The organism is Sulfitobacter rhodophyticola, assembly GCF_041281685.2.
In the GTDB taxonomy this organism is placed as follows: domain Bacteria; phylum Pseudomonadota; class Alphaproteobacteria; order Rhodobacterales; family Rhodobacteraceae; genus Sulfitobacter.
Genome location: NZ_CP166251.2, coordinates 1,871,838 through 1,898,833, shown reverse-complemented (window position 1 = coordinate 1,898,833; position 26,996 = coordinate 1,871,838). Strand labels below are relative to the sequence as shown.

The following is a 26,996-nucleotide window of genomic DNA, read 5'->3' as shown; positions in this document are numbered from 1 at the left end:
CGGGCCTTTTCAATCGTCTTCACCCAGTTTTGGCGCTGGTCGATTGAGGTCCAGTTCCGCGTCCGAAAACACGAAGGGGGACCGCAACCCCGGCACACCGTCCAATTCGATTTGCATTCCCCGCGCAATGACCTGCGGATCGGCCATCACATCGTCAAGATGGTTGATCGGCCCTGCGGGCACCGTGTGCGCCTCGCAGGCCTTTTGCAGTTCGGCCCGTGTCATCCGGGACGTCGCGCCGTTGAGCCGGGCAATCATGGCAGGGCGGTTGGCCACCCTTTTGGCGTTGCTGGCGAAATCAGGGTCATGGGCCATGTCATCCAGTCCAAGCAGCTGGCACAGGCGCCGATACTGACCGTCATTCCCGGTTGCGATGATCAGATGCCCGTCAGAACATTCAAAGACTTCGTATGGCGTCAGATTGGGATGCGCGTTGCCCATCCGCGTCGGCGCCACCCCGGTCGTCAGGTAATTCATCGCCTGATTGCCCATGATCGATACAGCCGTATCAAGCAGCGCCATGTCGATGTGTTGCCCCCGGCCTGTGGCCTGGCGTTGGTGCACTGCCGCAAGGATCGCCGTGGTCGCATAGACACCGGTGAAAACATCCGTGATCGCGATACCGGTCTTTTGCGGCTGGCGGTCCGGTTCTCCGGTGACGGACATCAGACCGGACATGCCCTGCACGATGAAATCATACCCGGCGTGATCCGCATAGGGGCCGGTGTGACCGAACCCGGTGATGGAGCAATAGATCAATTGCGGGAATTCGTCGCGCAGGCTGTCATAATCCAGCCCGTATTTCGCAAGGCCCCCGGTCTTGAAATTCTCGATCAGGATATCGGCATCGACCAGCAGCTTTTTCAGCCGCGCCACGCCTTCGGCGGTGCGAAAATCTATCGTGACCGAAGCCTTGCCCCGGTTGGTGGAATGAAAATAGGCCGCCGACACATCGTCATCGCGCGTCACGAAGGGGGGACCCCACTGGCGCGTATCATCGCCGGTTGGGCTTTCGACCTTGATCACGTCACAACCCAGATCGGACAGGGTCTGCCCGGCCCAGGGACCGGCCAGAACGCGGGCCATCTCGACCACTTTCAGGCCGGCAAGGGGGGCAGACATCAGCTGCCCAGTGCGGCGTCGATCAATTCGGCCATGGCGGCATAGCCTTCATTGCCGTATTTCTTTCCGTCGATCACGAAGCTGGGGGTGGAGTTGATGCCGTCGGCCTCGGCGTTTTCCTGAAACCATGCATACAGCGTCTCTGCCTGGGTGGCGTCGGACAGGCAGGCATCCAGCGTGTCCTTGTCCAGGCCCGCCAGAAGCCCGATCTTGCGCAGTTCATCGGCAATCGCGGCAGGTTCGCCAGCGCGGGCCCATTCGGACTGGCCCTTGTACAGCATATCGGAAATGCCAAAGAATTTTTCCTGCCCGCCACAGCGCGCGATCATCGATGCCCACAGGCCGTAGCGGTCGAAATACACCTCGCGGTAGATGAACTTCACCTTGCCGGTGTCGATGTAGTTGGCCTTGAGTTGCTTGAAATCACCCTCATGGAAGCGCGCGCAATGCGGGCAGGTGTAGGAGGCATATTCGATCACGGTCACGGGGGCGTCTTCACTGCCCAATACCATGTCCGGCACGGTGCTTGTGTCGATGTCAGACGATTGCGCGTTTGCCGCGCCGATTAGCGGATTGACCGGTGTGCTGCCGCTGCCACCACCCAGGCCAGAGGTCAACGCCCAGCCGCCCAGGCCAACAAGGGCGACACCGCCCAGCAAGATGTTTCTACGGTTCATGATTGTTTTCCTCTGAAATCGTCTTGTTCGATGTGATCTGAAAGATGCGTCAACTCTTGGTCTTCATCAGCACGTTCGTACCCAGCTTTTCAAGAGCGGCGCGCAGCCCGTCGTCCGTTACCGGGCTGGCCGCATCGGCGGCCTTGCGCGTCAGTGCCGGATCCGGGGCCTTTGTCGGTTCCGGTTTTGCGGGCGCAAAGGCGATTTGTCCCTCGGCAAAGCCTTGTGGCGCCGTCTGGGTGATTCTGATGCGTGAAATGGCATTGTAGCCATAGACGGCATTCACCTTTGTCCGCAGTTGTTCCTTTTGCATTTCCAGCATCGGTGCATTCGGCCCCGTGGTCAGCAAGGTCAGTGTCGCGCCCATCCCGCCCCGGCCATAGCTTACTTCGACCGGGAGAGCGATGGCGGCGGTGTCAGCGCCTGCGATCTCGGCCCATTGGGTCAATAGCCGCGTCTGCGCAAAGCCGCGCCGCTCAGATGCGGATCGAATTTGCCCGGACAGCAGACTATCAGTGCGTTTGAACCCTTTTGTACTGGTCCGGCGCGCGGCCATCGCTATCTTCCTCTTGTTCAGGGCATAACATATGGCATTGCCCCCAATTCACCAGCCCGTGCGGCTTTTCGGAGCATAAATATTGCGTGACCTTTCCGACAATGACGTCCTGCCCGCAAGCCTGCTGGACTGGTATGATGTGCACGCCCGCAAAATGCCATGGCGCATTGGTCCGCAGGACCGTGCAAACGGAGTGATGCCCGACCCCTATCGCATCTGGATGAGTGAAATCATGCTGCAACAGACCACTGTTGTCACGGTGCGCAGCTATTTCGAGCGGTTTACCGCACGTTGGCCTACTGTGCGCGATCTGGCCGCCGCCGAGGACGCAGCGGTGATGGGGGAATGGGCTGGCCTTGGATATTATGCACGCGCGCGCAATCTGCTGAAGTGCGCACGGGTCGTCGTTGCGGATCATGACGGGGTTTTTCCGGACGATTATGGCACTCTGCTGACGTTGCCCGGTATCGGTCCCTATACCGCCGCGGCTGTCTCCGCCATCGCGTATGACCGGCAAAGCACCGTTCTGGACGGAAACGTGGAGCGGGTCATGGCGCGCCTTTACGATATTCATACGCCCTTGCCCGCCGCCAAACCCGAATTGATGGCGCGTGCCGAGGCGCTGACACCCGCCAAGCGGCCCGGCGATTACGCACAGGCCGTTATGGATCTGGGTGCGACGATCTGCACGCCCAAGTCCCCCGCCTGTGGCATTTGTCCCTGGCGTAGTCCCTGCGCCGCGCGGATGGAGGGAACGGCAGCAGAGCTCCCCAAGAAGACGCCGAAAAAGGCCAAGCCCGTTCGCCATGGCACTGTCTATCTGGCGCGCCGCACGGATGGCGCATGGCTGCTGGAGACGCGGCCTGACAAGGGTTTGCTGGGCGGGATGCTGGGCTGGCCCGGATCGGAGTGGACCGATACCGCGCACGACCTGCCGCCGGGCCTGCCCCCGGTGGAGGCTGAATGGCAATGCCACCCCGGCGAGGTGCGACATACTTTCACGCATTTCCACCTGATCCTGCGGATTATGCAGGCCGATGTACCCATGGATGCCCGTCCGACTGTCGGAACATTCCTGCCCCCGGATCTGTTCCGCCCTTCAGACCTGCCGACAGTGATGCGCAAAGCCTTCAATCTGACCCGTGGCTGAGGCGCTTTGCCCTCTTTGAGCCCTCCTTGTTTCACGATAAGATCACAAAAAGTGAACAAGAGACGCAGATGAGCACACCCACCACTATTCCAGCACATGATCTGGCCCGCCTTGCGCGCGCGCTTCCGTTCTGGCTGTCGCTTGGGCTGATCCCGCTTGCGTGGGTCGCCGCCATGAACGGCGGTTGGACGATCGTTCTGTTGCCCTTGGTGACATGGTTCCTTTTTTCGGTGCTCGATGCTGTTGTGGGGGTCAACCTTGATAACGGCGATCTGGAAGCAACGGACGATGACCTTTTCTGGTATCGCCTTGTTACCCTGCTTTGGGTGCCGGCACAGGCGATCACGCTTTTCGGCCTGCTGTGGTATGTGCCGCAGGCCGACCATCTGAACACGTTGGAGCGTGTTGGCATTTTCTTTGGCGTGGGCGTGATCACCGGGACTGTCGGTATCAATTACAGCCATGAGTTGATGCATCAGAAGAACAAGCTGGAGCGTTTCCTGGCCGATGCGCTGCTGGCTATGGTGCTTTATTCGCATTTCCGTTCGGAACATCTGCTGGTGCATCACCGCTATGTGGCCACCCCGCGCGACCCGGTGACTGCGCGCTATAACGAAGGGTTCCACCGTTTCTATCCCCGCGTGTTGCGGCAATCGCTGGTGTCCGCGTTCAAGGCCGAAAAGGCGATGCTGGCGCGCAAGAACAAACCCTGGACCGACCTTTCGAACCCGTTCTTCAAATACTGGGGTCTGCAGGCCCTATGCCTGATCGCCGCGCTGATCCTTGGCGGCTGGTCAGGCGTCGCGCTGTTTCTGGTGCAGGCCGGTGTCGCGATCTGGCAGCTGGAGCTGGTAAATTACATCGAACACTACGGGTTGACGCGTGAGCATCTGGGCGACGGCAAATACGAGCATGTGCAACCGCACCATTCGTGGAATGCGGCGCACAAGGCATCGAATTGGCTGCTGATCAACCTGCAACGGCACTCTGATCACCATTACAAGCCCGACCGGCGCTTTCCGGTGTTGCAGAACTATGGCCCGGATGAGGCTCCGCAGCTGCCGTTCGGGTATCCGGTCATGACAATGGCGGCGATGATCCCACCGCTTTGGCGGCGGATCATGAACCCGCGTGTGCGCGAATGGCGCCGCACCTATTATCCCAAGATCACCGATTGGACGGACTATAACCGTCGTGCCACGCCACAGCCGCGCTGAAACGCGATCTTAACCCGGTCATGGCAGGGTTTCTCGCGATAGCCGTGAACGGGAACCCGATGCAGCCAGCCCAGAGCCTTTCCAACCCTCACATGCCGACCTGCCTGATTGTAGAAGACAGCGTTTTCGACAGTGAGCGGATGCGCCGCGTGCTGGCCCGTTCGCATTATGGTTTCACGGTTGAGGTGGCGACGACACTTGCCTGCGCCCGTGCCGCGCTGGCGCGTGGAAAGGCCGCGCTGATCCTGCTGGACAACAACCTGCCTGACGGTCTGGGCACCAATTTCGCGCTGGAGCTTTCACGGGACGAACACCTGTCACATATCCCCGTGATCATGGTCAGCGATTGGCCGTCGCCCTTCATGTGGGAAAAGGCAGCCGCTGCCGGGGTTCGATACGTGCTGAGCAAGCGGGAATTCGACACGCGGTATGTTCATGCCGCATTGCGGGACAATCGGCCGCTCCGCGCGCACGTGCATTGATGAAAAAAGGCCCCGCCAGGGGCGGGGCCAAGGTGAGTGTCTGCGCATGTTCCTTCGGGGGGTTGGAACAATGCAGACACCGGCGGTGTAGGTATGTCTGAAATCTAGTTGGCCATCTCCGACCGGATCTGCTGGCGCAGCAGATCAATGGGCACGCGTTTGCCGTCCTTCTTGAAGCACCAATAGGTCCAGCCGTTACAGCTGGGTGCTTTTTCGCATGCGGCACCGACCTGATGAATGGACCCTTTGGCATCCGCGCCGATCAAGGAGCCATCGGCGCGCACCTTGGCCTTGTGGCGACCGTTGAGGGAATAAAGCTCCTCGCCCGGGCGCAACATCCCGCGTTCAACCAATTGGCCGAAGGGCACGCGGGGCTCTGCACGTTTCGACGTTGTCGTCTGCAACGCTTCGCGGTCGAACTTGCGTATCTTGGCAATGCGTTTCTCGGCCACGGCGCGATAGCTTTCTTCGCGCTCGATCCCGATGAAATCGCGGCCCAGCATCTTGGCCACAGCCCCGGTGGTCCCGGTCCCGAAGAACGGGTCAAGCACCACATCGCCGGGGTTGGAGGAACCCACAAGCACGCGGTGAAGCAGGCTTTGCGGTTTTTGCGTCGGATGTGCCTTGTCGCCTGCGCCGTCTTTCAGGCGTTCATGGCCCGTACAGATCGGCAGCACCCAGTCGCTGCGCATCTGGATACCTTCGTTCAGCGCCTTTAGCGCCTCATAGTTGAAGGTGTATTTGCTGTTCTCGCCCTTGCCCGCCCAGATCATCGTCTCGTGGGCATTGGTGAAACGCTTGCCGCGGAAGTTCGGCATCGGGTTGGATTTGCGCCAGACCACATCATTGAGGATCCAGTATCCCGCGTCCTGTAACGCGGCACCGACGCGGAAGATGTTGTGATAGCTGCCGATGACCCAGATCGCCCCATCGGGTTTGAGCAGCCGACGCGCCGCCTTCAGCCAGGCGCGGGTGAAGTCATCATACGCCTTGAAGCTGGCGAACTGGTCCCATTCATCGTCAACCGCATCCACCTTGGAATTATCCGGACGGTGCAGGTCGCCGCGCAGTTGCAGGTTGTAGGGCGGATCTGCAAAGATCAGGTCGACACTTTCAGCAGGCAATGCCTGCATCGCCTCGATGCAATCGCCACTTAGAATCGTGTTCAGGGGGAGCGCCGCAGCGCTCTTGATGGTGGTCGTCATATATCTGCCTCTGTCCCCGGTGCTTTGCGCACTCATTGGTTGAGAGGCAGCATGTCGCCTTGCTGATTCGTGGTCAATTTCTTTTTTGAATCAGCTGTTTACGATTTTCTCTTGCTACAACATGTTGTGGACAGGTTTGAACGAACGTCTATGGTGTGGGGTCACGCCCCGTTTTTGCAGCGCCTCTATGTGGCTTTTTGATCCATATCCCATGTTGGTCTCCCAGCCGTAGCCGGGGTGCTGTTGCGCAAGCGACAACATGACATAATCTCGACAAACTTTTGCCATAATTGACGCCGCTGCGATGGAGACGGAGCGGCCATCGCCCTTGATCACCGGCTCTGCCGGAAGGCTCAGATCGCGCGGCAGCATATTGCCATCAACCAACACATAATCCGCAGGCACTTCCAGCCCCGCCAGCGCGCGCATCATCGCAAGGTGGCTGGCGCGCAGGATGTTCAGATCGTCGATTTCCTCGACGCTGGCGTGCGCAATCGAAACCTCGGCCACCTCCATGATCTGGTGGTACAGAATGTCCCGGCGCCGCTTTGTCAGCTTTTTGGAATCGTTCAGCCCTTCAGGGACATGCGCGAGGTCCAGCACCACCGCCGCCGCCGTCACCGGCCCGGCCAAAGGCCCCCTGCCCACTTCGTCTACACCTGCAATCCGCAAGAACCCGCGAAGACGGGCGGCGTTTTCAAAGCTGTGATCCGGTACCATGCCCTGTCTTCCCCCAAGACACCGCCAACCACAAGACAGCAAAAAGGGGAGGATGCCCGAACATCCTCCCCCAGTTCCCGGGGATCAGGGACATGACCCCCGGATCAGGACCCGTTGTTATCCACGGGCCAGACGGTAGCCGGCATCGCGCAGGCAGCGGGCTTCGTATCCGCGGCGCTTGCCGTCATAGGTGCGGAATGTGTAATGGCAGCGCTGAGGTAGGCTGTTCACATGCCGATAATGCTTGTTCAGGCAACGCTGGCCGAACATGCGATAGGTGCCCTGCCGCGTGTCCACGCTGCGAAAACATTGCTGCGGCAGCAATTTGCGGTTTGCGCGCTGCGGCAGCGGGCGTGGCTTGATTTGGTGCGGCTTGTAGGTTGGCTGATTGTAGAGAGGTTGATTGTAGACGGGGGCCTGCCGATGCACCTTGCGCTTCTTGTCCTTGTTGTTTTCGTGGATCAGCGCGCCAATGACAGCGATCCCCAGAATGGCGGCCAATGCACGGGCGGCGTCGCGATCATCGGCGTAAGCCGGTGCGGCGCCCATTGCAGTCAAGACAATCGCGGCGGCGGAAACGGTGGCAATAAATTTCCTGTACATGGTTAATCCTTTCATGTGGGCAGCGCGGGGGTATTCCCACACCAGGGCCAAAACCGGCACTGACCCAATCCTCGCCCCAACCCCGGAAGACAGGCAATAACACCCCCCTGTTATCCGATAGCACCTGTGCCAACCCCCTTGAGATATTGAATAACGCGGCCAGAAAGCGCAGACATGTCAGCATGAAACACGATGCTCTCTCCCTGCTTACCGGCGTGCTGCTGGCGGCCGCCGTGCCTGCTTCCGCGGCGGGTTGTTATGCCGATTACAAGGCGAAACAGGACAACCCCCTGCGCCTGCACTATGGAGTCGCTGAAATTCGCGGCGCCTGCAACGCCAACGCGGCCCGGTCCGAATTGGCAGGCCGTTTGTCAGCGCAGGGCTGGACCCTGCTCAATGTTCTGTCCGTCTTCGGGGAAGAGGGACTTGCACAAAGGAAGAACAGTGCCGGATCAAACTACCTCCGCTTCTGACATGCGCCGCTTTGGCGGACGGTTTGTCGGGGTTGGTATTGCCGCGATTGTTGTCCTGCTGCTGATGGGTGCCGTCCTGCTGTTCTGGGCATTGCCAGATGCAAATACGTTCGACGCACAGGTCACCCGCATTTTCGTTGAGAATGATGACCTGACCAGCGGTGCCGAGATCAAGTTGCTGGAAATCCTCGCCCAGTCCGGCACCGCGTTTTCAGATACGCTGGCCAGCTACCGTGTGGTGATCATGGTGCTGTTGGTCTTTGCCACCGCCATGCTGATCGCCGCGTTGGTGTTCCTGATCATGCTGATCGGCTTCAACCGCCGCGTGGCGCAGATCGAGCGGGCGGGGATACAGGTTTCTTCCCTCCTGATCAGTCGGGAGGAAAACACCGTCTACCTCAACAACCTTGGTTTCAAACTGACGGACGCGGCGATGGAGACGATGTCGGTGCTGGCCGAGGCGCGGATGGATGACGATGTGCTGTCAGGTGCAGAGATCGAAGGCATGATTTCAGGCCGCAGCGCTGCCGATTGCGAGGAAGCTGCCGGTGCCACGCGCATCAAGCGGCTGCGCGATACGCTGGGCAACCAGATCGTATCGGAACTGCTGGTCAAGAACATCGCGCGGCGCGGCTATATGCTTTCGATCGACAAGGACGTGATCAAGGTGATCTGATCTCCAATTATTGCGAACGACTCGCAATTACGGACGAAACTTCCTACATGACACCCATGAACAGACGTGAATTTACCGCATCACTGGCAGCGCTTGCAGCGGCGCCTGCCGTTCCGCTTGCCGCCACCGCAGCCCCTGCCACGGCAGCAATCCCGCCCGGTGCTTATGCCTGGGCCCAATTGATCGCCCGCGCACAGGCCCAATGCAGCCCGGCGATGCTGGTGCGGCATCTGGGTCTTGATCCGGCGCAATCCAATGCGCTGTTCGCAGAGATGGTGCGCGACAACGTCTTGCGCGTCCCGGGGCTTGCCGGCTCAGCGCAGGCCGTGAAACCAATCAACGCCACAGGACGGATGCACCGACCTTTGTCCGACAAGGTTACCCAACGCCTCCGCGCGGCACTGGATGATCCGGATCGCATCCCCACTCTGGCCAAAGATGAACCTCCGGGTCTAGGGTGCGCCGACGATCCAGCGGAGGAAACCAGCGATGCGCGTCCCGACGAACCCCTTCAAGGCCGCCCTCGCCAAGGGTGAGACAGTCTTTGGCTGCTGGCTCGGGTTGGCCGAAACGCTTTCGGCAGAGCTTATGGGGATGGCCGGGTTTGATTGGGTTGTGATCGATGGCGAGCATGGGCCGAACGACCTGCGTTCCATTCTTGCACAACTTCAAGTGCTTGAGGCCAGCGATAGCCATCCGATCGTCCGCGTACCCATCGGAGAGACCTATCTGATCAAACAGGTTCTGGACGCAGGCGCACAAACGGTGCTGGTTCCAATGGTGGAAAGCGCGGATCAGGCACAGCAGTTGGTGCGCGATGTGACCTATCCGCCAACAGGTGAGCGAGGGGTGGCCTATGCCTTGACCCGTGCTGCGCGCTTTTCCCAGATCAAGGACTACGGCAAGACGGCGGATGCGCAGATTTGCCTGCTGGTTCAGGTCGAGAACCGCACGGGAATTGCCGCACTGGATGACATTCTGTCTGTCGAGGGCGTGCATGGCGTCTTCATCGGCCCCGCCGATCTGGCCGCTGACATGGGGCATATGGGTGATGCCCTGCATCCGGATGTGCAATCTGTCATCATGGACGCCTTGACCCGCATCCGCGCGGCTGGCAAGGCCCCGGGTATCCTGTCGACGCATGATCCGATGACGAAGGACGCCATCGCCGCAGGCGCGCAATTCGTGGCCGTTGGTGCAGATGTCCTGATCCTTTCACAGGCAGCGACGGCGTTGGCATCAAAGTGGAAGTCCTGACCTGAATGAACCTTGGTATATTCCTGCTGGGCACAGCTTATGTCCTCAGCCAATTCTTTCGCGCCTTCCTTGCGGTTCTGACATCGGTGCTGGAAACAGACATCGGTGCCACGCCTGACGATCTGGCGGGTGCATCTGGTCTGTGGTTCCTCGCTTTTGCCGCGATGCAGATCCCGGTGGGCTGGGGGCTTGATACATTCGGGCCGCGCAGGACGGCCGGGTGGCTGCTGCTGGCGGGTGGCGGCGGCGGTGCTGCGGTTTTCGCACTGGCGACCGCGGCCTGGCACATTGATGTGGCCATGACGCTTATCGGGGTGGGATGTTCACCCGTTCTGATGGCGTCTTTCTATATCTTCGGGCGCGAATACCCGCCTGCGCGCTTCGCGGTGCTGGCCAGCCTGATGCTGGCCATTGGCAGTTCCGGCAACCTTGTCGCGGCATACCCCATGGCGCTTGCTGCGGAGTTGATTGGCTGGCGGGCCGCCCTTTGGGTGCTGGCGGGCGTGAGCGCGCTGGTGGCCTTCGGCATTTTGTCCCGCGTCCGTGATCCTGATCCTGTGGAAGGGGAGGAAAGCGGCTCGCTCCTTGCGCTGTTCAGGGTGCGCGCGCTTTGGCTGATTTATCCGCTGATCGGCGTCAGCTATGCCATATCTATTGCGGTGCGGGGCCTTTGGATCGGCCCGTATCTGTCGGATACCTTCAACGCGACCACCAGCCAGATTGGCACGGCAAGCCTTGTGATGGGGATTGCGATGATCGTGGGCGCGCTGGCCTATGCGCAGGCCGACCGACTGATCAGTTCCCGCAAGTGGATGATTATCGGGGGCAGCGTGTTGATCCTGATCTTTGGAGGGGTGCTGATCACCGCCCCGGAGAATTCGCTGCTCCTTTCGGCTGCGATGATGGCGGGCACTGGCTTTTTCGGTGCGAATTATGCGGTTCTGATGGCCCATGGGCGCAGCTTTCTGCCGCCTGCGCTGATTGGGCGGGGGGTGACGATGCTGAACCTTTTCTCCATCGGCGGGGTCGGCATCCTGCAGATGGCATCGGGCCGGGTCTACCGTGCCGCACTCGCGGACGGTGCTGCCCCAACAGAAGCCTACGTTGCGGTTTTCACCCTGCTGGTGGCCAGCCTTGCGGTGGGTCTTGCCTTCTATCTGTTCAGCCGTGACAGCCCATCAGGTTGATCCGGTCGATCCCCCTTTCCCTCGGCCACTGCACGCGCTAAAGGGCGCGCACCAACCCTGCTATCATATTGGAGAAATCAAATGGGGTATCGCGTCGCCGTCGTAGGCGCCACTGGCAATGTGGGCCGCGAAATGCTGAACATTCTGGCGGAACGCCAGTTTCCCACGGATGAGGTCGTGGCACTTGCCAGCCGCCGTTCGATGGGGACGGAAGTCAGCTTTGGCGACAGGACGCTGAAATGCAAGGACCTCGATACGTTTGATTTCACGGGCTGGGACATGGCGCTTTTTGCCGTGGGCTCCGAGGCGACGAAGAAATATGCGCCGGGTGCCGCGAAAGCCGGCTGCGTGGTGATCGATAATTCGTCGCTGTATCGCTATGACCCGGATATCCCGCTGATCGTGCCGGAGGTGAACCCGCAGGCGATCCACGATTATGCCAAGAAAAACATCATCGCCAACCCGAATTGTTCGACCGCACAGATGGTTGTGGCGCTGAAGCCCTTGCATGACCGCGCGACGATCAAGCGTGTGGTGGTCAGCACCTATCAATCCGTGTCCGGTGCCGGCAAGGAAGGCGCGGATGAGCTTTGGGATCAGACCAAGTCGATCTACAACCCCACCGACGACAAGCCACCCAAGAAGTTCACCAAGCAGATCGCGTTCAACGTGATCCCGCACATCGATGTCTTCATGGAAGACGGATCGACCAAGGAAGAATGGAAGATGGTCGCGGAGACGAAGAAGATCGTCGATCCGAAGATCAAGGTCACGGCCACCTGCGTGCGCGTACCGGTTTTTGTCGGCCACTCCGAGGCGGTCAACATCGAGTTCGAAGATCACCTTGATGAAGGCGAGGCCCGCGACATCCTGCGCGAAGCACCCGGTGTCATGGTGATCGACAAGCGCGAGGACGGCGGGTACGTCACCCCGGTGGAATGTGTGGGCGACTTTGCAACCTTCATCAGCCGCATTCGGCAGGACAGCACGATCGATAACGGCCTGAACCTGTGGTGCGTGTCGGATAACCTGCGCAAGGGGGCTGCGTTGAACGCGGTGCAGATTGCGGAGCTTTTGGGCCGTGAGGTTCTCAAGAAAGGGTGAGGATCACATCCGAAGACATCTGGGAGAGGGGGCCGCCGGGCTCCCTTTTTTCATCTCTCATGGTCAATGACTTCAACGTCGTCTTCCAACAGATCCCCCTGTACATGAGCGGCCACCCATGACTGCCCGTGCGGATGCCCCGGCATTGGCGCGCCGAACCGCTTCACCAGCGCCCGGTAGCGATAGCCAACGGTCGCGGTGTTGCACACGAACGCACCACCAATGGTATAGATTGCCAATCCGGTCCCGTGCGGGCGGAACACATACCCGCGCCGCTGCATCCGGGCGGTCAGCACATCCCAATCCTCCGCCAGTTTGAACACCGGTTCCAACGCCCTTTGCAGTCGGCCCTTTTCCGTCGAAGTCAGCGGTCTGGCGGCTGTCGGCTGATCCACAAACGCCTCTCCCAAGGTGCCATGGGGATGGCCGGGCATCGCGCCCTCGAACCGGCGCACAAAAGTGCGGTAGGCAAATCCAAGGTCGGAGCCTTTGCAGACCCGTGTACCGCAGGATGTCTTATGCAGTGCAATGCCACCGCCTGCGGGACGCAGTTCATACCCATGCCGACCCAGACGCACCGCGAGATCGTCCCAATTCTCAGCTTCTGTCATATCACGGACAAGAAGCGTCTGAAGCGCGGCGATAAGGCCCCCATCCGCCGTGTTGGATGCTGACGGACTGAGCCTGCGTTCAACTTCCTTCGCCAGAAGCACCCGCACCAAATGGCCGACGGTCACGTCCTGCACTGAAGCCACCCGCGCGGCATTGCTCAACAACTCTTGCGACAATTTCAAAGTAACTGTTTCCAATGTCATGCGCCGACACTGAAAGAGAATCGGTTAAGCAGCCGTTAAAACCGCTCAGCCCGCAGGACTTCGCAATCCACCACCGACACAACGCCGATATGGCGTTCGACCACCTCGAACGCGGCGTCCAGCAGCCCGTCCAAACGCTCTGGCCGGATCATGCAGACCACTTGCACCATCCCGCTTGCCCTGCTGACCTGTCCGGACCGGGTCCATTGGCCCGACCGCCCTGATCCGCCAAAAACCGGCAGGATCGTGTACCCGGTGACGCCCGCCTTTGTCAGCGCATCCGTCAGCCGCGACTGCATGATCGCCTCAATGGTGATCTCCACGCGCTTGGCCTTGTGCGTCTGCATCGCGTTATCCTCCTGTGGCAAAGCTGGCCACCGCCACATAAAGCGGTATGCCCAGCGTCAGATTGAATGGGAACGTCACACCCAGCGACAGCGTCAGATAGATCGACGGGTTCGCTTCGGGCAGCGCCACGCGCATGGCGGCAGGCACGGCGATATAGGAAGCAGACGCCGACAGCACCATCATCAGCGCCACGCCCCCGGTACTGAGCCCCAGCAAAAGCCCTGTCAGCAATCCGATTGTACTGCCCACCAGCGGCATGATCATCCCGAAGACCAGGGGACCAGGGCGCAGAACCGCGCCGCCTTCGCGCAACCCGCGCCCGGCAACCAACCCCATATCCAGCAGGAACAGGCACAAGACCCCCTGAAATGGCGAGACGATGAAGCTTTCGATTCGGGCCAGTCCATCGGCACCCGTGATCCCGCCGATCACGAAAGACCCCACGAGCAACACGATGGAACCGTTCAGCATGATCTCGCGCATCAATTCAGGGTCCATGCGGCGGCCATCGGCCTGCCCCCGCGAAATCAACCACAGCGCGGACAGGATCGCGGGCGCTTCCATCGCGGCCGCGACCGCTACCATGTACCCTTCGGAGGTGATGCCGCTGCCTTCCAGTACGGAGGTTGCCGCGACAAATGTCACGATGGAGATCGAACCATAATGTGCGGCTACCGCCGCCGCATCCAGCCGACTGAGCCCGGTCATGAACCGCAACAGCGCGAAAGCGATCAGCGGCAGTGCAAAAGACAGTGCAATCCCTGCCACCAGTGATAACGCCAGTCGCGCATCGATCCCATGATCCGCCACGCTGACCCCACCTTTGAAACCGATGGCAAACAGCAGATAGATCGACATGCCCTTGGCCACTGCCTCGGGGAAACTCAGGTCTGAACGTGCGAGAGCCGCAAGAACGCCAAGTGCAAAGGACAGGATAATCGGCGAAAGCAGGTTTGTGGCGGCAAGCGACAGGATTTGATCCATGGAAGCGCGTCTTTCAATTCAGGGTACTGAACAACTCAGACCGGGGTGAAGCGGCCATCCTTTGGGGAGAAACATTCCAGCCCGCCTTCGCCAATGTCCGTCCACAACCCGTGCAACGACAGCTCTCCTGCTTCGACCGCGGTCTTGATCCAGGGAAATGTCATCAGGTTGCGCAGCGATACCACCACCGCGAGCTTTTCAAGCTGCTGCGCCTGTTCCGGCGCATCTGCAATGTCCGCAACTTCTTCATATTGCGGGCGCAGGATACCCATCCAGCGCCCCACGAAGCTGTCGCGTGCTTCAAGATCGGGCGCACGGCCCTCGCACATGTCGATACATCCCTGAATGCCGCCGCAATTGGAATGGCCCAGCACCATCAGATCCGACACCTTCAACACGCGCACAGCATATTCCACCGCGGCAGAGGTACCGTGATGGTCCCCGTCCGGCTGATAGACCGGCACCAGGTTTGCAATGTTGCGGTGGATAAAGAACTCACCCTGATCCGCACCAAAGATACCCAGAACATTCACCCGGCTGTCACAACATGAAATGACCATGACCCGCGGATGCTGCCCATCGGAGGCCAGCCGACGGTACCAGCCCTCGTTCTCGGCGTAATGCGTGGCCTTCCAGCCGTGATATCGCTGCACCAGATACGCCGGCAGCGGCTTTGCGTTGTCCATATCGTGGGACCCCTGCTTTGAATTCCGCCCTGCGTTATCGGAAATGTGCAGCGAATTCGAGAGAAAATACGAGGGGGCCTCAACCATTTGCACATGTCCATGCCTGATATTGCACCAAAGCCGTGGGGGCTGAAGCAAGGGTGAGACGAAATGCAGGTTTTGCAAATGAAGCCGTTTGAGCAGGTTGTTCTGGATCAGGACAGGCTGGGGGCGCTCTACTCCGAACTGGGGCCATCCGGTGCAGAAGACGTCGTGTGCCGCGCGATGGAGGAACTTGCGCAGCGGCTTGCACGCTCAAATACGCTTTATCATACCAGCGACTGGACCGGGCTGCGCAAGAACACCCGGTCCCTGATCGCCATTGCCGAACAGGTCGGCATGTTCACCCTTGCGAAGGTGGCCTGTGACGTGACCATCTGCATCGATCGTCAAGACGAAATTGCGCTGGCGGCCACGCTGTCGCGCCTCATCCGCACTGGCGAACGTTCTCTCACCGCGGTTTGGGAACTGCAGGATATTCCGATCTGATCGCTTGCGAGGCGCGCGCTTTAGGCTAGGGTCGGACAGGACCCAACTCCTGGAAAGCCCTTCATGCCCCTTGCCTTTGCCCCTTCCGATGAAACCGCGATTCCCCTGCATGTCCTGGAAGAAACCGCGCTTGAAAGCTGGTTCGCCACGCAGGATGATGCAACCCGTGCATGGGTCGACAGGATGGGGTTCACTGGCGCTGTAGGTCAGGCCCTGTGTCTGCCGGACAAAAGCGGCAAGCCACTTTTGGCGTTGGCGGGATACGGCACGTCCGATGCCCGCCGCCGGACGCGCTTTACCCTTGCTGCGGCGGCTGCGCGCTTGCCGGAAGGCACCTATGCCATCGCATCCGGGCTGGATCATGAAACACAGCAAACCGAGGCGCTTGGGTGGCTCCTCGCCTCCTATCGGTTCGACAGGTACAAGACCCAATCTCCAATGCTGGCGCAGCTTCAGGCCACCGAGGCGCTGAACACGGACCGCATTATCGCGCTTGCGACGGGCGAGGCGCTGACCCGTGATCTGATCAATACCCCGGCCTTCGACATGGGACCGGATGATCTGGAACAAGCTGCCCGCGACCTTGCCGAAACCCATGGTGCCAATATCGAGGTGATCATCGGTGACGCCTTGTTGGAACAGAACTTTCCATTGATCCAAACCGTGGGCCGTGCGGCCGACCGCGCCCCGCGCCTTATCGACATGCGCTGGGGTGATACGGGTCCCACGCTGACCTTGGTGGGTAAGGGGGTCTGTTTTGACACGGGCGGACTGAACCTGAAACCCGGCGCATCGATGGGATTGATGAAGAAGGATATGGGGGGTGCTGCGGCTGTTCTGGGCCTTGCCCATATGATCATGGCGACGGGTCGCAAGGTGCAACTCCGCGTGTTGATCCCTGCTGTCGAAAATTCAGTCGCAGGCAACGCGTTCCGCCCTGGCGACATCTTGCCTTCTCGCAAGGGACTGACGGTCGAGATCAACAACACCGACGCCGAAGGGCGTCTTGTGCTGGCCGATGCGCTGACGCTTGCCGCTGAAGAGAAGCCCGATCAGATCATCTCAATGGCCACACTGACGGGTGCCGCCCGTGTCGCTGTTGGCCCAGACCTCGCGCCCTATTACAGTGATGATCCTGCTTTCTGTGCGGCACTCGAAGTCGCGGCGGTGGAAGAAGCAGACCCCGTCTGGCGCCTGCCTTTCCATGACCCTTACGAAGCGATGATCGAACCCGGCATCGCGGATCTGGACAATGCGCCGAAGGGCGGTTTTGCGGGGTCAATCACAGCCGCATTGTTCTTGCGCCGCTTTGCGGGAAACGGCGCATACGCGCACTTTGACATCTACGGCTGGCAGCCCAGCGATGCGCCCGCCCGTGCAAAGGGGGGCGTGGGTCAGGGCACCCGCGCGCTCTATGGTGCGCTGGACCGTATATTGAAGACATGAGCGACCCGCGCCTGACACCTGATCCCGCGCTCTGCACGCAGCAAGACCCCGCGCAGATCAAGGTTGCACTGGCTGATCTCTGCCGCGGTCCCGGCGGTCCACGTGACCGGCAACTGATCCATGGCGATGGCGTTACGGTGCTGCATCAATCTGTCGGCTGGTCTTACGTCCAAAGCCTGAAGGACGGGTACGTCGGCCACCTGCACACAGACGCCCTTGGCCCGTTGACCACATTAACGCATCGAGTGACCGCCGCAGCGTCCCACGCTTACGAAGCGCCGGACCTCAAATCGCCGGACCGGATTGCCCTGACCTTCGGTAGTTCTCTCGAAGTGACGTCCAGAACGGACCATTTTGCGGAAACGGCCCTCGGGTACGTCCCTCTCCCCCATCTGGGCCCCATGGATCAAACCGCGACCGACCCTGCAAGCATCGCCGCGGTCTTTCTTGGAACACCGTATCTTTGGGGCGGCAACAGCCGCTGGGGCATCGACTGTTCCGGGCTGGTCCAGGCCGCCCTGCTTGCCTGTGGCATCCCCTGCCCCGGCGACAGCGACATGCAGCAATCCCTCGGCACCCCTGCGACCGGGCCCTTCAAGCGCAACGATCTGATTTTCTGGAAAGGCCACGTGGCCATCGTTTCGGACGCTGAAACCATCATCCACGCCAATGCGGCAACCATGTCCACCAATTACGAACCTATCGAGACCGCCAAAACCCGCATCCTGTCTCAGGGCGACGGTCCCATCACAGCCCACCGCAGGCTCTAGATCACCCGCCTTTTGCCACTGGCGGGTCCCTCGGCCTCAGCACACGCTGACGCGAAAATCACTGCGCCTCGGTTGCCCCTCTTTTTGGCTATAAATACCCCTGCGCACCACATGCCGCGCGTCCTGCGGACTGCGTTCTAATCCACCGACCGAATGAGTTTGCGTTCCAGCACCCGCAGCACTGCCTTCAGGTCATGCCCGCGCCGCAGTACCTGACCATCTGCCCCAATCACGGCGTACATGCCTTGCTTGTTACGCAGTTTCGGGCGCTTCTCGATCCGGTACAGCGGGATTTCGGCGGTGCGCCGGAAAACGGAAAAGACCGCGACCTCACGCAGGCATGAGATGCCGTAATCGCGCCATTCCCCTGCAGCAACCATACGTCCATAAAGCGACAGGATCGGCGACAATTCGGTCCGGTGAAAGGCAACCTGTTCGGGTGGGCGCTCAAACGGGGTGACCTTGGGCGGCAAAGGCATGTTCATGATCTATCAGTTGCGCCATTTGGCGGCCAAATCAAGCTTTTGTCCCCTCCAATGACGATCAAAACCGTTGAAAGCGTTACATTTCGGTGTAGTCTGCCCAGAATGTGAAACACGAAAGACGCTGATGACGCCGCAGGAACGTGCCGAAAAATGTGCCCAGACCATGCTGGCCAACGATGCTGCCAGCCCAGGACTGGGCATGAAGATCGTTCATGTCGGCCCTGGCACCGCTACTATGGAAATGCCCGTGCGCGATGACATGCTCAACAGCCACGGCATCTGTCACGGCGGATTGATCTTTTCCCTTGCCGACAGTGCTTTTGCCTTTGCCTGCAACAGCCATAATCGGCTGACCGTGGCGCAACAAAACCAGATCACTTACCTGTCGCCCGGCCGACAGGGCGAGGTTCTGCGTGCCCATGCCGTTGAAACGTCGCTGACAGGCCGTTCCGGCATCTATGACGTGACCGTGACAGGTGAAGACGGGCGCACGGTGGCACTGTTCCGCGGCCTGTCCCGCACTGTCAAAGGCTACCACTTCGAAGAAAAAGAAGGCGCTGCCCGATGAAAGATCTCACCCCAGACCGCAGCACGCTGGACCCCATCGAAATCGCCAGTCGGGATGAAATAACCGCCTTGCAGGTGGAGCGGTTGAAATGGTCATTGCGACACGCCTATGACAACGTGCCGTTCTACAAGCAAAGCTTTGACGCGGCGGGCGTGCATCCCGATGATCTGACATCGCTGGACGACCTCGCGCGCTTTCCCTTCACGGTGAAGACCGATTTGCGCGACAATTACCCCTTCAAGATGTTCGCCGTGCCGCGCAACAAGCTGGCCCGGTTGCACGCTTCGTCCGGCACCACGGGCCAGCCGACAGTCGTGGGGTACACCCAGAACGATCTCGATGTCTGGGCCACCGTTGTGGCCCGCTCCCTGCGGGCGGCGGGCCTCCGACCGGGGGATATGCTGCACAACGCGTATGGGTATGGCCTGTTCACGGGCGGTCTGGGCATTCACCTCGGGGCGGACAGGCTGGGCCTTGCGACATACCCCGTTTCCGGCGGAATGACGCCCCGGCAGGTTCGCCTGATTACGGATTTCGAGCCGAAGGGCATCACAGTTACGCCTTCTTACGCGCTTTCCATCCTTGATGAATTCGCCGTTCAGGGGCGCGACCCGCGGAAAACCTCGCTTGAGGTCGGCATCTTTGGCGCCGAACCCTGGACCAATGCCATGCGGCAGGAGATCGAACAGGCCTTTGACATGCATGCCGTCGATATCTACGGGCTGAGCGAAATCATGGGGCCCGGTGTGTCCATGGAATGTGTGGAAACCAAGGACGGTTTGCATATCTGGGAAGACCATTTCTACCCGGAGATCGTGAACCCCGACACCGGGCAACCCGTTGCCGAAGGAGAACAGGGAGAGCTTGTCTTTACCTCGCTCAGCAAGGAAGCCTTTCCCATTATCCGCTACCGCACCCGCGACCTGACCCGCCTGTTGCCCGGTACGGCGCGCAGCATGCGGCGCATGGAGAAGGTCACCGGGCGCAGCGATGACATGATCATCCTGCGCGGCGTCAATATCTTTCCCACCCAGATCGAAGAAGCCCTTATGGCGATTGCGGGCCTAGCCCCGCATTTCCAGATCGAACTGAACCGCCCTGACCGCATGGACCAGATGCGGGTGATCTGCGAATGCGTGGACGCTTCTGTTGGTCAGGCCGACCGCGATACGGCAGGCCGGGCGCTATCAGCGAAAATCAAGCAGACGGTGGGTATCAGCGTGCGGGTTGACGTGGCAGATGTGGGCGGCGTGCCGCGATCGGAAGGCAAAGCGGTGCGCATCGTCGACAACCGCCCCAAGGGCTGACGGATTCAAGCGCCGTAGCGCGCCATGAACGTCTCTACCGCGCCATCCACAACGCGGTCGATTTCTTCGGCGCTGACGCTTTTGCTGACCCCGAAGATCAGCCGCGCCCAGACGTCCGCCTTGCAAAGCTCTCCGAACTGGTCAGCCGCAAGAACGTAGTCATCGATGCGCAATTCACCGCGCGCGTCGGCCTCTTCGAAATATGCGGCCATTTCGGCCCGCATGACGGCAGGGCCGGAATTGTAGAAGCGCTGACCCAACTCCGGAAACCTGTCCGATTCCGCGACACAGATCCGAAAGATCTGCTGGCCGAAGGTGGAGGTGATGAAGCGCAGGAACTGTCGACCCGCCTGCCCCAGTACCGCACGTGGCGGCGCACCCATCTCGATGTTGTCGAGTGCTTCTTGCGACTGACGGCTGCATTCGGCGTTTGCAACTTCCATGAACAACAGCCGCTTGTCGGGGAAATAGCTGTACAGCGTAGCCTTTGATACGGCTGCCACCCGCGCGATTTCGTCTACGCTGGCCCCTTCAAAACCATCCGCCATGAACACGGCCCGTGCGCCTTCGAGGACCTGATCAAACTTGCGGCCTTTGCGAATTTTCGGAGAAGGGGCGTTCATATCAGTCCTTTGGTCAACGCAACGAAGACACGCCGCAGTTTAAAGCGTACACAGTCAACTATTGCACATTCTAAGGGTGCCGTCGCGCTCACAGGTCAAGTACTACGTCATAAAATGCACGATTTCGCGCGCGCGCGTCCTCCAGAAGGTCCGGGCGGGCTTCGGCCCTGTTCAAATCAGCGAACCAGTCTGCGGGATCGGAGAAGACCGGGTTATCGCGAAATTGCCGGAACTTGTCGCTGAACGGCAGGCAAAGCACCTTGCGGCCCAGACACATGGCCCAGTAGGTGCCGTGGTACGAATTTGTAACGACAATCGCGCCACTGGCCAGGAAATCGAGGGTTTCAGCCAGTGTACCGCCATGGTTGGTGCGGCATGGGATACCTGCGGGCTGCATCATCCCTTCCGACTTGCGGGCGTGGGCGAAAATCACCACCTCGTGCCGCGGTTCGGCAACATCGTCAAAAAGCGGCGACATGGCCGAAGCACACGGCACGTAGACACATCCTGGCACGTTCCAATTGCGCGAGGAAATGGGCCCGCAAGCCGCTTTGAGGATGTCATAAGTCAGATCAGCCGCATTCCGCGCTGAAATTCCGACACCCCAGACGACGCGTGTTTGCGCCTGCGCTGTCCGGTAGATCGCTGCATCAACGACCTGGCGGTAAATCTGGCCACCCCCGAATATGACCCGTTTACATGCTGGTGCCTCTTGCTGGATATCCAATGTCTGTGCCTGACCAAAGTCGAAATAGGCCGCAGGAGAGCATGCCAGATCCCCCACATTCCGGGTGCTGCGCAAATTCATCAGGACGGTTTCCAACATGACGCCCTTGGTAGCCGCCGGACCGCAAACAAACCAGCGCCTTGCACCCGGCCCCATTGCTCTCTACCCCTACGGCCATGCTCGCCATTTTTCTCAAGACTCTCCCTTTCTTTGCCCTGATCGGGCTGGGCTATTGGGCGGGCCGCACACGGTTTTTCACGGCGGAGGCGACAGCCTATCTGACGAAGTTCGTGTTTTACTTTGCCCTCTCCGCGATGCTCTTCCGGTTCGCTGCCAACCTGTCCCTGAGCGAAGTCTGGGACACCCGACTGGTCATCGCTTATCTGTGGGGCACGGCCTTTGTGTACGGTATCGCCACCCTTGTCGGTTTTTTGCGCGGGCTCGATGTTTCCACGACCGCGATTGAAGCGCAGACCGCTGCCATCGGCAATGTGGGGTTCCTGGGCGTGCCGATGTTGACCCTGCTGCTGGGGCCGGAAGCCATCGGACCCGTGATGCTTGTGCTGGCCGTCGATCTGATCGTGTTTTCCAGCCTGATTGTCATTCTGATCACCGGATCGCGGGATGGCCGGATGAGCCGGGCCCTGTTCGGCAGCATCGGTCTGGGCCTGCTGAAGAACCCGATGATCGTGGCCATCGTATTGGGGTTCGTCTGGTCCGGGTTTGCCATTCCGATCCCCGTGCCCATGAACGAATTCCTTGCCATCCTGGGTGGTGCCGCCACACCCGGCGCGCTTTTCGCAATCGGTGCGTCACTGGCCACCAAATCGGCCGAGAAAATCCATATCGCGGGATGGCTCAGCTTCTGCAAACTGGCCTTGCATCCCCTGTTGGTTGGTATCGCGATGCTTGTGTTCAAGGTCGATCCCTACAAGGCGGGCGTTGCGATTTCCGCCGCGGCGCTGCCGGTTGCGGGAAACGTCTACATGCTTGCACAACACTACGGCGTGGCACCGCACCGGGTGTCCGCCGCCATCCTCATCTCAACCGCCGTCAGTATCGTCACGGTCAGCCTGATTGTCGCATGGGTGCTGGCGGGGTAGCAAAAGCAACATGAAAGGATTCAACATGCAAACCATCTCTGAAAACGCCTGTTTCGGCGGCATACAGGGCGTCTACTCCCATACGTCCGCGGCCTGTGGTTGCGACATGACATTTGGTTTGTTCCTGCCCGAAGAAGCACGTGATGGTGACGTTCCGGTCCTGTGGTACCTTTCCGGCCTGACCTGCACGCATGAAAACGCCATGACCAAGGCAGGCGCGCAAGCCTGGGCGGCGGAACATGGCATCGCGTTGGTGTTTCCCGACACCTCCCCACGCGGTGACGATGTTGCGGATGATGAAGCCTATGATCTGGGCAAGGGCGCGGGCTTTTATGTCAACGCGACGGAGGAACCCTGGGCGCCACATTTCCAGATGTGGGACTACGTGGCCGAGGAGCTGCCCAAGCTGATCGACAGGAACTTTGCCATCGATATGGAGCGTCAGGGCATCACGGGGCATTCCATGGGCGGACACGGCGCGTTGGCACTAGCGATGAACCTGCCGGGCCGCTTCGCCTCTGTCTCCGCCTTTGCGCCGATCACAAACCCCACCGCGAGCGACTGGGGTCGCAAACAGCTTGCTGCCTATCTGGGCAAGGACGAAGCCGCCTGGACGCGCCATGATGCCAGCCTGTTGATGGCCGACAAGGGCTTTGATGGTCCGGTGCTGATCGATCAGGGGGCGGATGACCAGTTTCTTGACCTGCTCAAGCCCGAAGCGCTTGCCACCGCCATCGCGACCAAGCGGCAGGAGGCGACGTTCCGCATGCAGCCCGGATATGACCACAGCTATTTCTTCGTCTCCACCTTCATGGAAGACCATGTGGCCTTTCATGCCGACGCGCTTTATTCAAAATGACAGCGCTTTATATCGATGCGGATGCCTGTCCGGTTAAAGCCGAAGCCGAGCGGGTTGCCACCCGCCACAAGCTGCACATGTTCGTGGTATCCAACGGGGGCCTGCGCCCTTCCCAGAACCCGCTGGTGGAAACGGTGATCGTGCCAGATGGCCCGGATGTGGCCGACATGTGGATCGCGGAGCGCGCCGGGCCGGGAGACGTTGTGGTGACAGGGGATATCCCGCTTGCCGCCAAATGCTTGGAAGCCGGTGCGCGGGTCCTCAAACACAACGGCGAAGCACTGACCGCTGCCAACATCGGCAACGTACTGGCCACCCGTGATTTGATGACCGACCTGCGGGCCGCTGATCCCTTTCGACAGGGGGGCGGCAAAGGCTTTACAAAAGCTGACCGCTCCCGTTTTCTCGACGCGCTGGAGCGTGAATTGCGCGCAGCCCAGCGTCCCTGATCGTTTTCTTTCAAAGAAGACGGACGGAAAGTTACAAACTTTGCGATCTTTGTTGAAAGGCCATCCATGACCATCCAAGCCGTCGTCTTTGACATCGGGAACGTCCTGATCGAATGGCAACCCGAACGCTTCTTCGACAGCGTCATCGGCACGGACCGTCGCCGCGCCATGTTCGCAGCGATTGATTTGCACGGCATGAACGACCGCGTTGATTCAGGCGAGAACTTTCACGAGGTGCTTGCCCGAACCGCAGACGAAAACCCTGAATGGCGCAACGAGATCAACATCTGGCAAGATCGATGGCTCGATCTGGCCAGCCCTGCCATCGACCATTCGGTCCGCCTCATGGCTGCGCTGCAGGGTCGCGGCATCCCGGTCTTTTCCCTGACGAATTTTGGCATTCAGACCTACGACATCGCAGCGGCGAAATATCCTTTCCTGCGCCAATTCGACCATGACTTCATCTCCGGCCACATGGGCGTGATCAAGCCCGAACCGGCGATCTACGAAATGCTGGAAAGCCAAAGCGGCGTCGCCCCGGAGGCGCTGCTTTTTACCGACGACCGGACGGACAACATCTTTGCCGCCACCGCGCGAGGCTGGCAAACCCACCTCTTTGAACATCCGCAAGGCTGGGCTGACCGTCTGGTTTCAGAAGGATTGCTGACGCCAGAGGAGGCTGCATGACAGATATCCCCTTCATCCCCTTTGATCAGGGCGAAGCCCTGCTTGACTGGATCGGCCTGACGGACGCCCTTGCCGCTGGTCACGCACTGCCAAAGGCACAGATTGGCGATACGTTTCTTTACCGTGATCCTGACACGCTGCTGTCCCGCGCGGCATGGATTGACGGGCTTGGCATGGCCGTCAAGACCGCAACGGTCTTTCCCGGCAACCCCGCGGACGGCAAGCCGATGGTCAACGGGGGTCTGAACCTTTATGCGGATGGTGATGGCACGCTGGAGGCCATCGTCGATTTCCATCTTGTCACCAAGTGGAAGACCGCCGGCGACAGCCTTCTGGCCGCGCGCCGTCTTGCCCGACCGGACAGTGAAAGCATTCTGATTGTGGGCGCGGGCAATCAAGGTCGCGCGTTGCACGCCGCCTACACCGCTGTTTTCCCAGACGCACAGTTTTCCGTCTGGAACCGGACCCGTACCAACGCTGAGGCGATGGCAGACGACTTGCCGGGATTGAGCGTTGCGGACGATCTGGAACAAGCCGTTAGAGCCGCTGACATCATCACCGTCGCCACGATGTCAACCGATCCGCTGATCAAGGGCGACTGGCTGCGACCGGGCCAGCACATTGATCTGATTGGTGCCTACCGCCCCGACATGCGCGAAGTGGACGATACCGCCATCACCCGCGCCCGGGTCTTTGTCGATAGCTTCGACACCACCATCGGCCATATCGGAGAGATCAATATCCCGCTGGAAGCGGGCATGATAACGCGCGACCATCTGATCGCGGATTACTACGGTCTTGACCGCTTCAACCGCAGCCCTGAGGACATCACACTTTTCAAGAACGGGGGCGGCGCCCATCTGGACCTGATGACCAGCCGCTTCATCCTTGATCGTTGGCAGGCCGCCTAGGCCGTCACCAACCCTTCAAGCCGCCGTTCCCGCACCGGCAGATGCACAATCGCGCTAAAGGCACCCACGGCGACGCCAATCCACCAAACGGCGGTGTAGCTGCCGTAGGCATCATACATCCGCCCGCCCAGCCAAACGCCCAGGAAGCTGCCCAACTGGTGGCTGAAGAAGATGATCCCGTAAAGCGTCCCCATGTAGCGCAACCCGTAGATATGCGCGATCAGGCCGGAGGTCAGTGGCACCGTGGCGAGCCACAGAGACCCCATCACCAGCGAAAACACGATCACCGACCAGGGTGTCATCGGCAGCAGGATGAACACGGATGCTGCCACAGTGCGCGCCGTGTAGATGCCCGCCAGCAGATATTTCTTGGGAAACCGCTTGCCCGCCCATCCGGCGGCCAGCGTGCCACCGATGTTGGCCAGACCGATCAACGCGATGGACCACGCGCCCAGCGCCGATGTTGTCGTAATCCCCATATTGTGCAGCACCGAGCCTGCCACGATCGGACCGCATACCTCGGTCACGAAGGCCGGAAAATGCGCAGTGATGAACGCCAGTTGATACCCGCAGGAGAAAAAGCCGAGGAAGATCAGTGTGTAGGACGGATCACGGAAGGCCTTGCCCAAGATCTGGCCCAGGCTTTCCTCCAACTCTGCCTTGGTGGCCATTGCAGGCGCCCGCATCAACGGCAGCGTCAGGATCATCAACAGGATGACACCGGCAAAGACCAGGAACACCGATTGCCAGCTTAGAAACCCCAAAAGCCACTCAGCTGTAGGCGCTCCGAATACCTGTCCCGCACTGCCCGCCGCCGTCACGATGCCCAGCGACATCGACCTGTTTTCATCAGACGCTGCCCGCCCAACGACGGCAAGGATCACGCCAAACCCGGTCCCGGCAATCCCGAAACCCACCAGCCAGGCGTAGGTCTGATGCGCAAGGGGCGTCACCGCATTGGCAGACAGCACCAGACCCACCGCATAGACCAGCGCACCGATCACAATCGCCCGCCTGTCCCCGATCTTTTCCGCCAGCGCGCCAAAGATTGGCTGGCCGATGCCCCAGGCAAGGTTCTGAATGGCAATGGCGAGCGAGAATTCCGCCCGAAGCCATCCAAACTCTTCCGCGATGGGGATCTGAAACACGCCGAACGACGCGCGAATGGCAAAGCTGACTAGAATGATCGCACAACCCACCAGAAGTACGGGGGTGAACAAAGGGGCAGGCTTGGTCATGGTTACTCCACTCATCGCCCCGCAGGATTGCCG

The 26,996-nt window shown here is 60.2% G+C and carries 33 protein-coding genes; 19 read left to right on the top strand and 14 right to left on the bottom strand.

Annotated elements, in window-relative coordinates:
- Window positions 1–9: 9 nt before the first annotated feature.
- Genes AB4X18_RS10405 through AB4X18_RS10395 form a run of 3 tightly spaced genes read right to left on the bottom strand, consistent with a single transcriptional unit; the run spans window position 10 to window position 2,355 of the window.
- A complete protein-coding gene (locus AB4X18_RS10405; protein WP_432817370.1) occupies window positions 10–1,122 on the bottom strand; it encodes a CaiB/BaiF CoA transferase family protein in 1,113 nt (370 codons plus the stop codon).
- Window positions 1,122–1,799: a DsbA family protein gene (locus tag AB4X18_RS10400; RefSeq protein ID WP_370400019.1), complete on the bottom strand. Its 678-nt coding sequence runs from the start codon at window positions 1,797–1,799 to the stop codon at window positions 1,122–1,124. Before AB4X18_RS10400 ends, AB4X18_RS10405 begins: the two co-directional genes overlap by 1 nt.
- Before the next feature lie 49 nt (window positions 1,800–1,848).
- On the bottom strand, window positions 1,849–2,355 hold the full coding sequence (locus tag AB4X18_RS10395) for a DUF721 domain-containing protein (protein WP_370400018.1): 507 nt from the start codon (window positions 2,353–2,355) through the stop codon (window positions 1,849–1,851).
- 82 nt (window positions 2,356–2,437) lie between these two features.
- On the opposite strand from AB4X18_RS10395, the gene mutY reads away from it, so the two are divergent.
- From mutY to AB4X18_RS10380, 3 genes are all read left to right on the top strand, one after another.
- A complete protein-coding gene (gene mutY / locus AB4X18_RS10390; RefSeq protein ID WP_370400017.1) occupies window positions 2,438–3,505 on the top strand; it encodes an A/G-specific adenine glycosylase in 1,068 nt (355 codons plus the stop codon).
- Window positions 3,506–3,573: 68 nt separating this feature from the next.
- Window positions 3,574–4,722 (top strand): alkane 1-monooxygenase, encoded by a 1,149-nt coding sequence (locus tag AB4X18_RS10385; protein WP_370400016.1) that lies wholly within the window; start codon window positions 3,574–3,576, stop codon window positions 4,720–4,722.
- Between the two features lie 59 nt (window positions 4,723–4,781).
- Window positions 4,782–5,204, top strand: a complete 423-nt coding sequence (locus tag AB4X18_RS10380; RefSeq protein WP_432817369.1) for a response regulator — start codon at window positions 4,782–4,784, stop codon at window positions 5,202–5,204.
- 104 nt (window positions 5,205–5,308) lie between these two features.
- Here the strand turns inward: AB4X18_RS10380 and AB4X18_RS10375 are convergent, their stop codons facing one another.
- The 3 genes from AB4X18_RS10375 to AB4X18_RS10365 all read right to left on the bottom strand — a co-directional run bounded on the left by AB4X18_RS10375 (window position 5,309) and on the right by AB4X18_RS10365 (window position 7,792).
- Window positions 5,309–6,409 carry a site-specific DNA-methyltransferase gene (locus tag AB4X18_RS10375; protein WP_370400014.1) on the bottom strand — a complete coding sequence of 367 codons (1,101 nt, stop codon included), beginning with the start codon at window positions 6,407–6,409 and terminating at the stop codon, window positions 5,309–5,311.
- Between the two features lie 114 nt (window positions 6,410–6,523).
- Window positions 6,524–7,129 carry a ribonuclease HII gene (locus AB4X18_RS10370; protein ID WP_370400013.1) on the bottom strand — a complete coding sequence of 202 codons (606 nt, stop codon included), beginning with the start codon at window positions 7,127–7,129 and terminating at the stop codon, window positions 6,524–6,526.
- Between the two features lie 117 nt (window positions 7,130–7,246).
- Entirely contained in the window at window positions 7,247–7,792 is a 546-nt protein-coding gene (locus AB4X18_RS10365; RefSeq protein WP_370400012.1) for a hypothetical protein, read from the bottom strand.
- A 122-nt stretch (window positions 7,793–7,914) separates the two neighbouring features.
- On the opposite strand from AB4X18_RS10365, the gene AB4X18_RS10360 reads away from it, so the two are divergent.
- From AB4X18_RS10360 to AB4X18_RS10335, 6 genes are all read left to right on the top strand, one after another.
- On the top strand, window positions 7,915–8,205 hold the full coding sequence (locus AB4X18_RS10360) for a hypothetical protein (protein ID WP_370400011.1): 291 nt from the start codon (window positions 7,915–7,917) through the stop codon (window positions 8,203–8,205).
- Window position 8,206: 1 nt separating this feature from the next.
- Window positions 8,207–8,881, top strand: coding sequence for a hypothetical protein (locus AB4X18_RS10355; protein ID WP_370402610.1), 675 nt, complete (start codon window positions 8,207–8,209; stop codon window positions 8,879–8,881).
- A 56-nt stretch (window positions 8,882–8,937) separates the two neighbouring features.
- Window positions 8,938–9,417: a hypothetical protein gene (locus tag AB4X18_RS10350; protein WP_370400010.1), complete on the top strand. Its 480-nt coding sequence runs from the start codon at window positions 8,938–8,940 to the stop codon at window positions 9,415–9,417.
- A complete protein-coding gene (locus AB4X18_RS10345; RefSeq protein WP_370400009.1) occupies window positions 9,371–10,138 on the top strand; it encodes an HpcH/HpaI aldolase family protein in 768 nt (255 codons plus the stop codon). The genes AB4X18_RS10350 and AB4X18_RS10345 overlap by 47 nt, the downstream gene beginning before the upstream one ends.
- 5 nt (window positions 10,139–10,143) lie before the next feature.
- Window positions 10,144–11,325 carry an MFS transporter gene (locus tag AB4X18_RS10340; protein WP_370400008.1) on the top strand — a complete coding sequence of 394 codons (1,182 nt, stop codon included), beginning with the start codon at window positions 10,144–10,146 and terminating at the stop codon, window positions 11,323–11,325.
- An 81-nt stretch (window positions 11,326–11,406) separates the two neighbouring features.
- A complete protein-coding gene (locus AB4X18_RS10335) occupies window positions 11,407–12,429 on the top strand; it encodes an aspartate-semialdehyde dehydrogenase (protein ID WP_370400007.1) in 1,023 nt (340 codons plus the stop codon).
- A gap of 50 nt (window positions 12,430–12,479) precedes the next feature.
- On the opposite strand, the gene AB4X18_RS10330 is transcribed toward AB4X18_RS10335, so the two are convergent.
- Genes AB4X18_RS10330 through AB4X18_RS10315 form a run of 4 tightly spaced genes read right to left on the bottom strand, consistent with a single transcriptional unit; the run spans window position 12,480 to window position 15,262 of the window.
- Entirely contained in the window at window positions 12,480–13,244 is a 765-nt protein-coding gene (locus AB4X18_RS10330; RefSeq protein ID WP_370400006.1) for a hypothetical protein, read from the bottom strand.
- A gap of 35 nt (window positions 13,245–13,279) precedes the next feature.
- Window positions 13,280–13,591, bottom strand: coding sequence for a P-II family nitrogen regulator (locus AB4X18_RS10325; RefSeq protein ID WP_370400005.1), 312 nt, complete (start codon window positions 13,589–13,591; stop codon window positions 13,280–13,282).
- Between the two features lie 4 nt (window positions 13,592–13,595).
- On the bottom strand, window positions 13,596–14,576 hold the full coding sequence (locus tag AB4X18_RS10320) for a sodium-dependent bicarbonate transport family permease (RefSeq protein ID WP_370400004.1): 981 nt from the start codon (window positions 14,574–14,576) through the stop codon (window positions 13,596–13,598).
- 35 nt (window positions 14,577–14,611) lie between these two features.
- The gene (locus AB4X18_RS10315) at window positions 14,612–15,262 is read right to left on the bottom strand and encodes a carbonic anhydrase (protein WP_370400003.1); all 651 of its coding nucleotides are present in this window, start codon (window positions 15,260–15,262) and stop codon (window positions 14,612–14,614) included.
- 150 nt (window positions 15,263–15,412) lie between these two features.
- Here AB4X18_RS10315 and AB4X18_RS10310 point away from each other — a divergent pair, with 150 nt between their 5' ends.
- From AB4X18_RS10310 to AB4X18_RS10300, 3 genes are all read left to right on the top strand, one after another.
- Window positions 15,413–15,790: a hypothetical protein gene (locus tag AB4X18_RS10310; RefSeq protein ID WP_370400002.1), complete on the top strand. Its 378-nt coding sequence runs from the start codon at window positions 15,413–15,415 to the stop codon at window positions 15,788–15,790.
- 63 nt (window positions 15,791–15,853) lie between these two features.
- Window positions 15,854–17,236, top strand: a complete 1,383-nt coding sequence (locus AB4X18_RS10305; protein WP_432817368.1) for a leucyl aminopeptidase family protein — start codon at window positions 15,854–15,856, stop codon at window positions 17,234–17,236.
- Window positions 17,233–18,006, top strand: a complete 774-nt coding sequence (locus tag AB4X18_RS10300) for a C40 family peptidase (protein ID WP_370400001.1) — start codon at window positions 17,233–17,235, stop codon at window positions 18,004–18,006. Before AB4X18_RS10305 ends, AB4X18_RS10300 begins: the two co-directional genes overlap by 4 nt.
- Before the next feature lie 137 nt (window positions 18,007–18,143).
- Here the strand turns inward: AB4X18_RS10300 and AB4X18_RS10295 are convergent, their stop codons facing one another.
- Window positions 18,144–18,491, bottom strand: coding sequence for a DUF2794 domain-containing protein (locus AB4X18_RS10295; RefSeq protein ID WP_370400000.1), 348 nt, complete (start codon window positions 18,489–18,491; stop codon window positions 18,144–18,146).
- Window positions 18,492–18,615: 124 nt separating this feature from the next.
- On the opposite strand from AB4X18_RS10295, the gene paaI reads away from it, so the two are divergent.
- Window positions 18,616–19,059, top strand: a complete 444-nt coding sequence (gene paaI, locus AB4X18_RS10290; RefSeq protein WP_370399999.1) for a hydroxyphenylacetyl-CoA thioesterase PaaI — start codon at window positions 18,616–18,618, stop codon at window positions 19,057–19,059.
- Window positions 19,056–20,366 carry a phenylacetate--CoA ligase PaaK gene (gene paaK, locus AB4X18_RS10285; RefSeq protein WP_370399998.1) on the top strand — a complete coding sequence of 437 codons (1,311 nt, stop codon included), beginning with the start codon at window positions 19,056–19,058 and terminating at the stop codon, window positions 20,364–20,366. The genes paaI and paaK overlap by 4 nt, the downstream gene beginning before the upstream one ends.
- Window positions 20,367–20,371: 5 nt before the next feature.
- Here the strand turns inward: paaK and AB4X18_RS10280 are convergent, their stop codons facing one another.
- Both AB4X18_RS10280 and AB4X18_RS10275 read right to left on the bottom strand, forming a co-directional pair.
- Complete coding sequence (locus AB4X18_RS10280) at window positions 20,372–20,989, bottom strand: TetR/AcrR family transcriptional regulator (RefSeq protein WP_370399997.1); 618 nt, start codon at window positions 20,987–20,989, stop codon at window positions 20,372–20,374.
- 88 nt (window positions 20,990–21,077) lie between these two features.
- The gene (locus tag AB4X18_RS10275; protein WP_370399996.1) at window positions 21,078–21,815 is read right to left on the bottom strand and encodes a hypothetical protein; all 738 of its coding nucleotides are present in this window, start codon (window positions 21,813–21,815) and stop codon (window positions 21,078–21,080) included.
- 77 nt (window positions 21,816–21,892) lie between these two features.
- On the opposite strand from AB4X18_RS10275, the gene AB4X18_RS10270 reads away from it, so the two are divergent.
- The 5 genes from AB4X18_RS10270 to AB4X18_RS10250 all read left to right on the top strand — a co-directional run bounded on the left by AB4X18_RS10270 (window position 21,893) and on the right by AB4X18_RS10250 (window position 25,725).
- Complete coding sequence (locus AB4X18_RS10270) at window positions 21,893–22,819, top strand: AEC family transporter (RefSeq protein ID WP_370399995.1); 927 nt, start codon at window positions 21,893–21,895, stop codon at window positions 22,817–22,819.
- A 25-nt stretch (window positions 22,820–22,844) separates the two neighbouring features.
- On the top strand, window positions 22,845–23,678 hold the full coding sequence (gene fghA, locus AB4X18_RS10265) for an S-formylglutathione hydrolase (RefSeq protein ID WP_370399994.1): 834 nt from the start codon (window positions 22,845–22,847) through the stop codon (window positions 23,676–23,678).
- Window positions 23,675–24,127 carry a YaiI/YqxD family protein gene (locus tag AB4X18_RS10260; RefSeq protein WP_370399993.1) on the top strand — a complete coding sequence of 151 codons (453 nt, stop codon included), beginning with the start codon at window positions 23,675–23,677 and terminating at the stop codon, window positions 24,125–24,127. The genes fghA and AB4X18_RS10260 overlap by 4 nt, the downstream gene beginning before the upstream one ends.
- A 66-nt stretch (window positions 24,128–24,193) precedes the next feature.
- A complete protein-coding gene (locus tag AB4X18_RS10255; protein WP_370399992.1) occupies window positions 24,194–24,814 on the top strand; it encodes an HAD family hydrolase in 621 nt (206 codons plus the stop codon).
- Window positions 24,811–25,725: an ornithine cyclodeaminase family protein gene (locus AB4X18_RS10250; RefSeq protein WP_432817367.1), complete on the top strand. Its 915-nt coding sequence runs from the start codon at window positions 24,811–24,813 to the stop codon at window positions 25,723–25,725. The genes AB4X18_RS10255 and AB4X18_RS10250 overlap by 4 nt, the downstream gene beginning before the upstream one ends.
- Here AB4X18_RS10250 and AB4X18_RS10245 read toward each other — a convergent pair.
- Window positions 25,722–26,963 carry an MFS transporter gene (locus tag AB4X18_RS10245; RefSeq protein WP_370399991.1) on the bottom strand — a complete coding sequence of 414 codons (1,242 nt, stop codon included), beginning with the start codon at window positions 26,961–26,963 and terminating at the stop codon, window positions 25,722–25,724. The two genes, AB4X18_RS10250 and AB4X18_RS10245, sit on opposite strands and share 4 nt — an antisense overlap.
- Window positions 26,964–26,996: the final 33 nt, after the last annotated feature.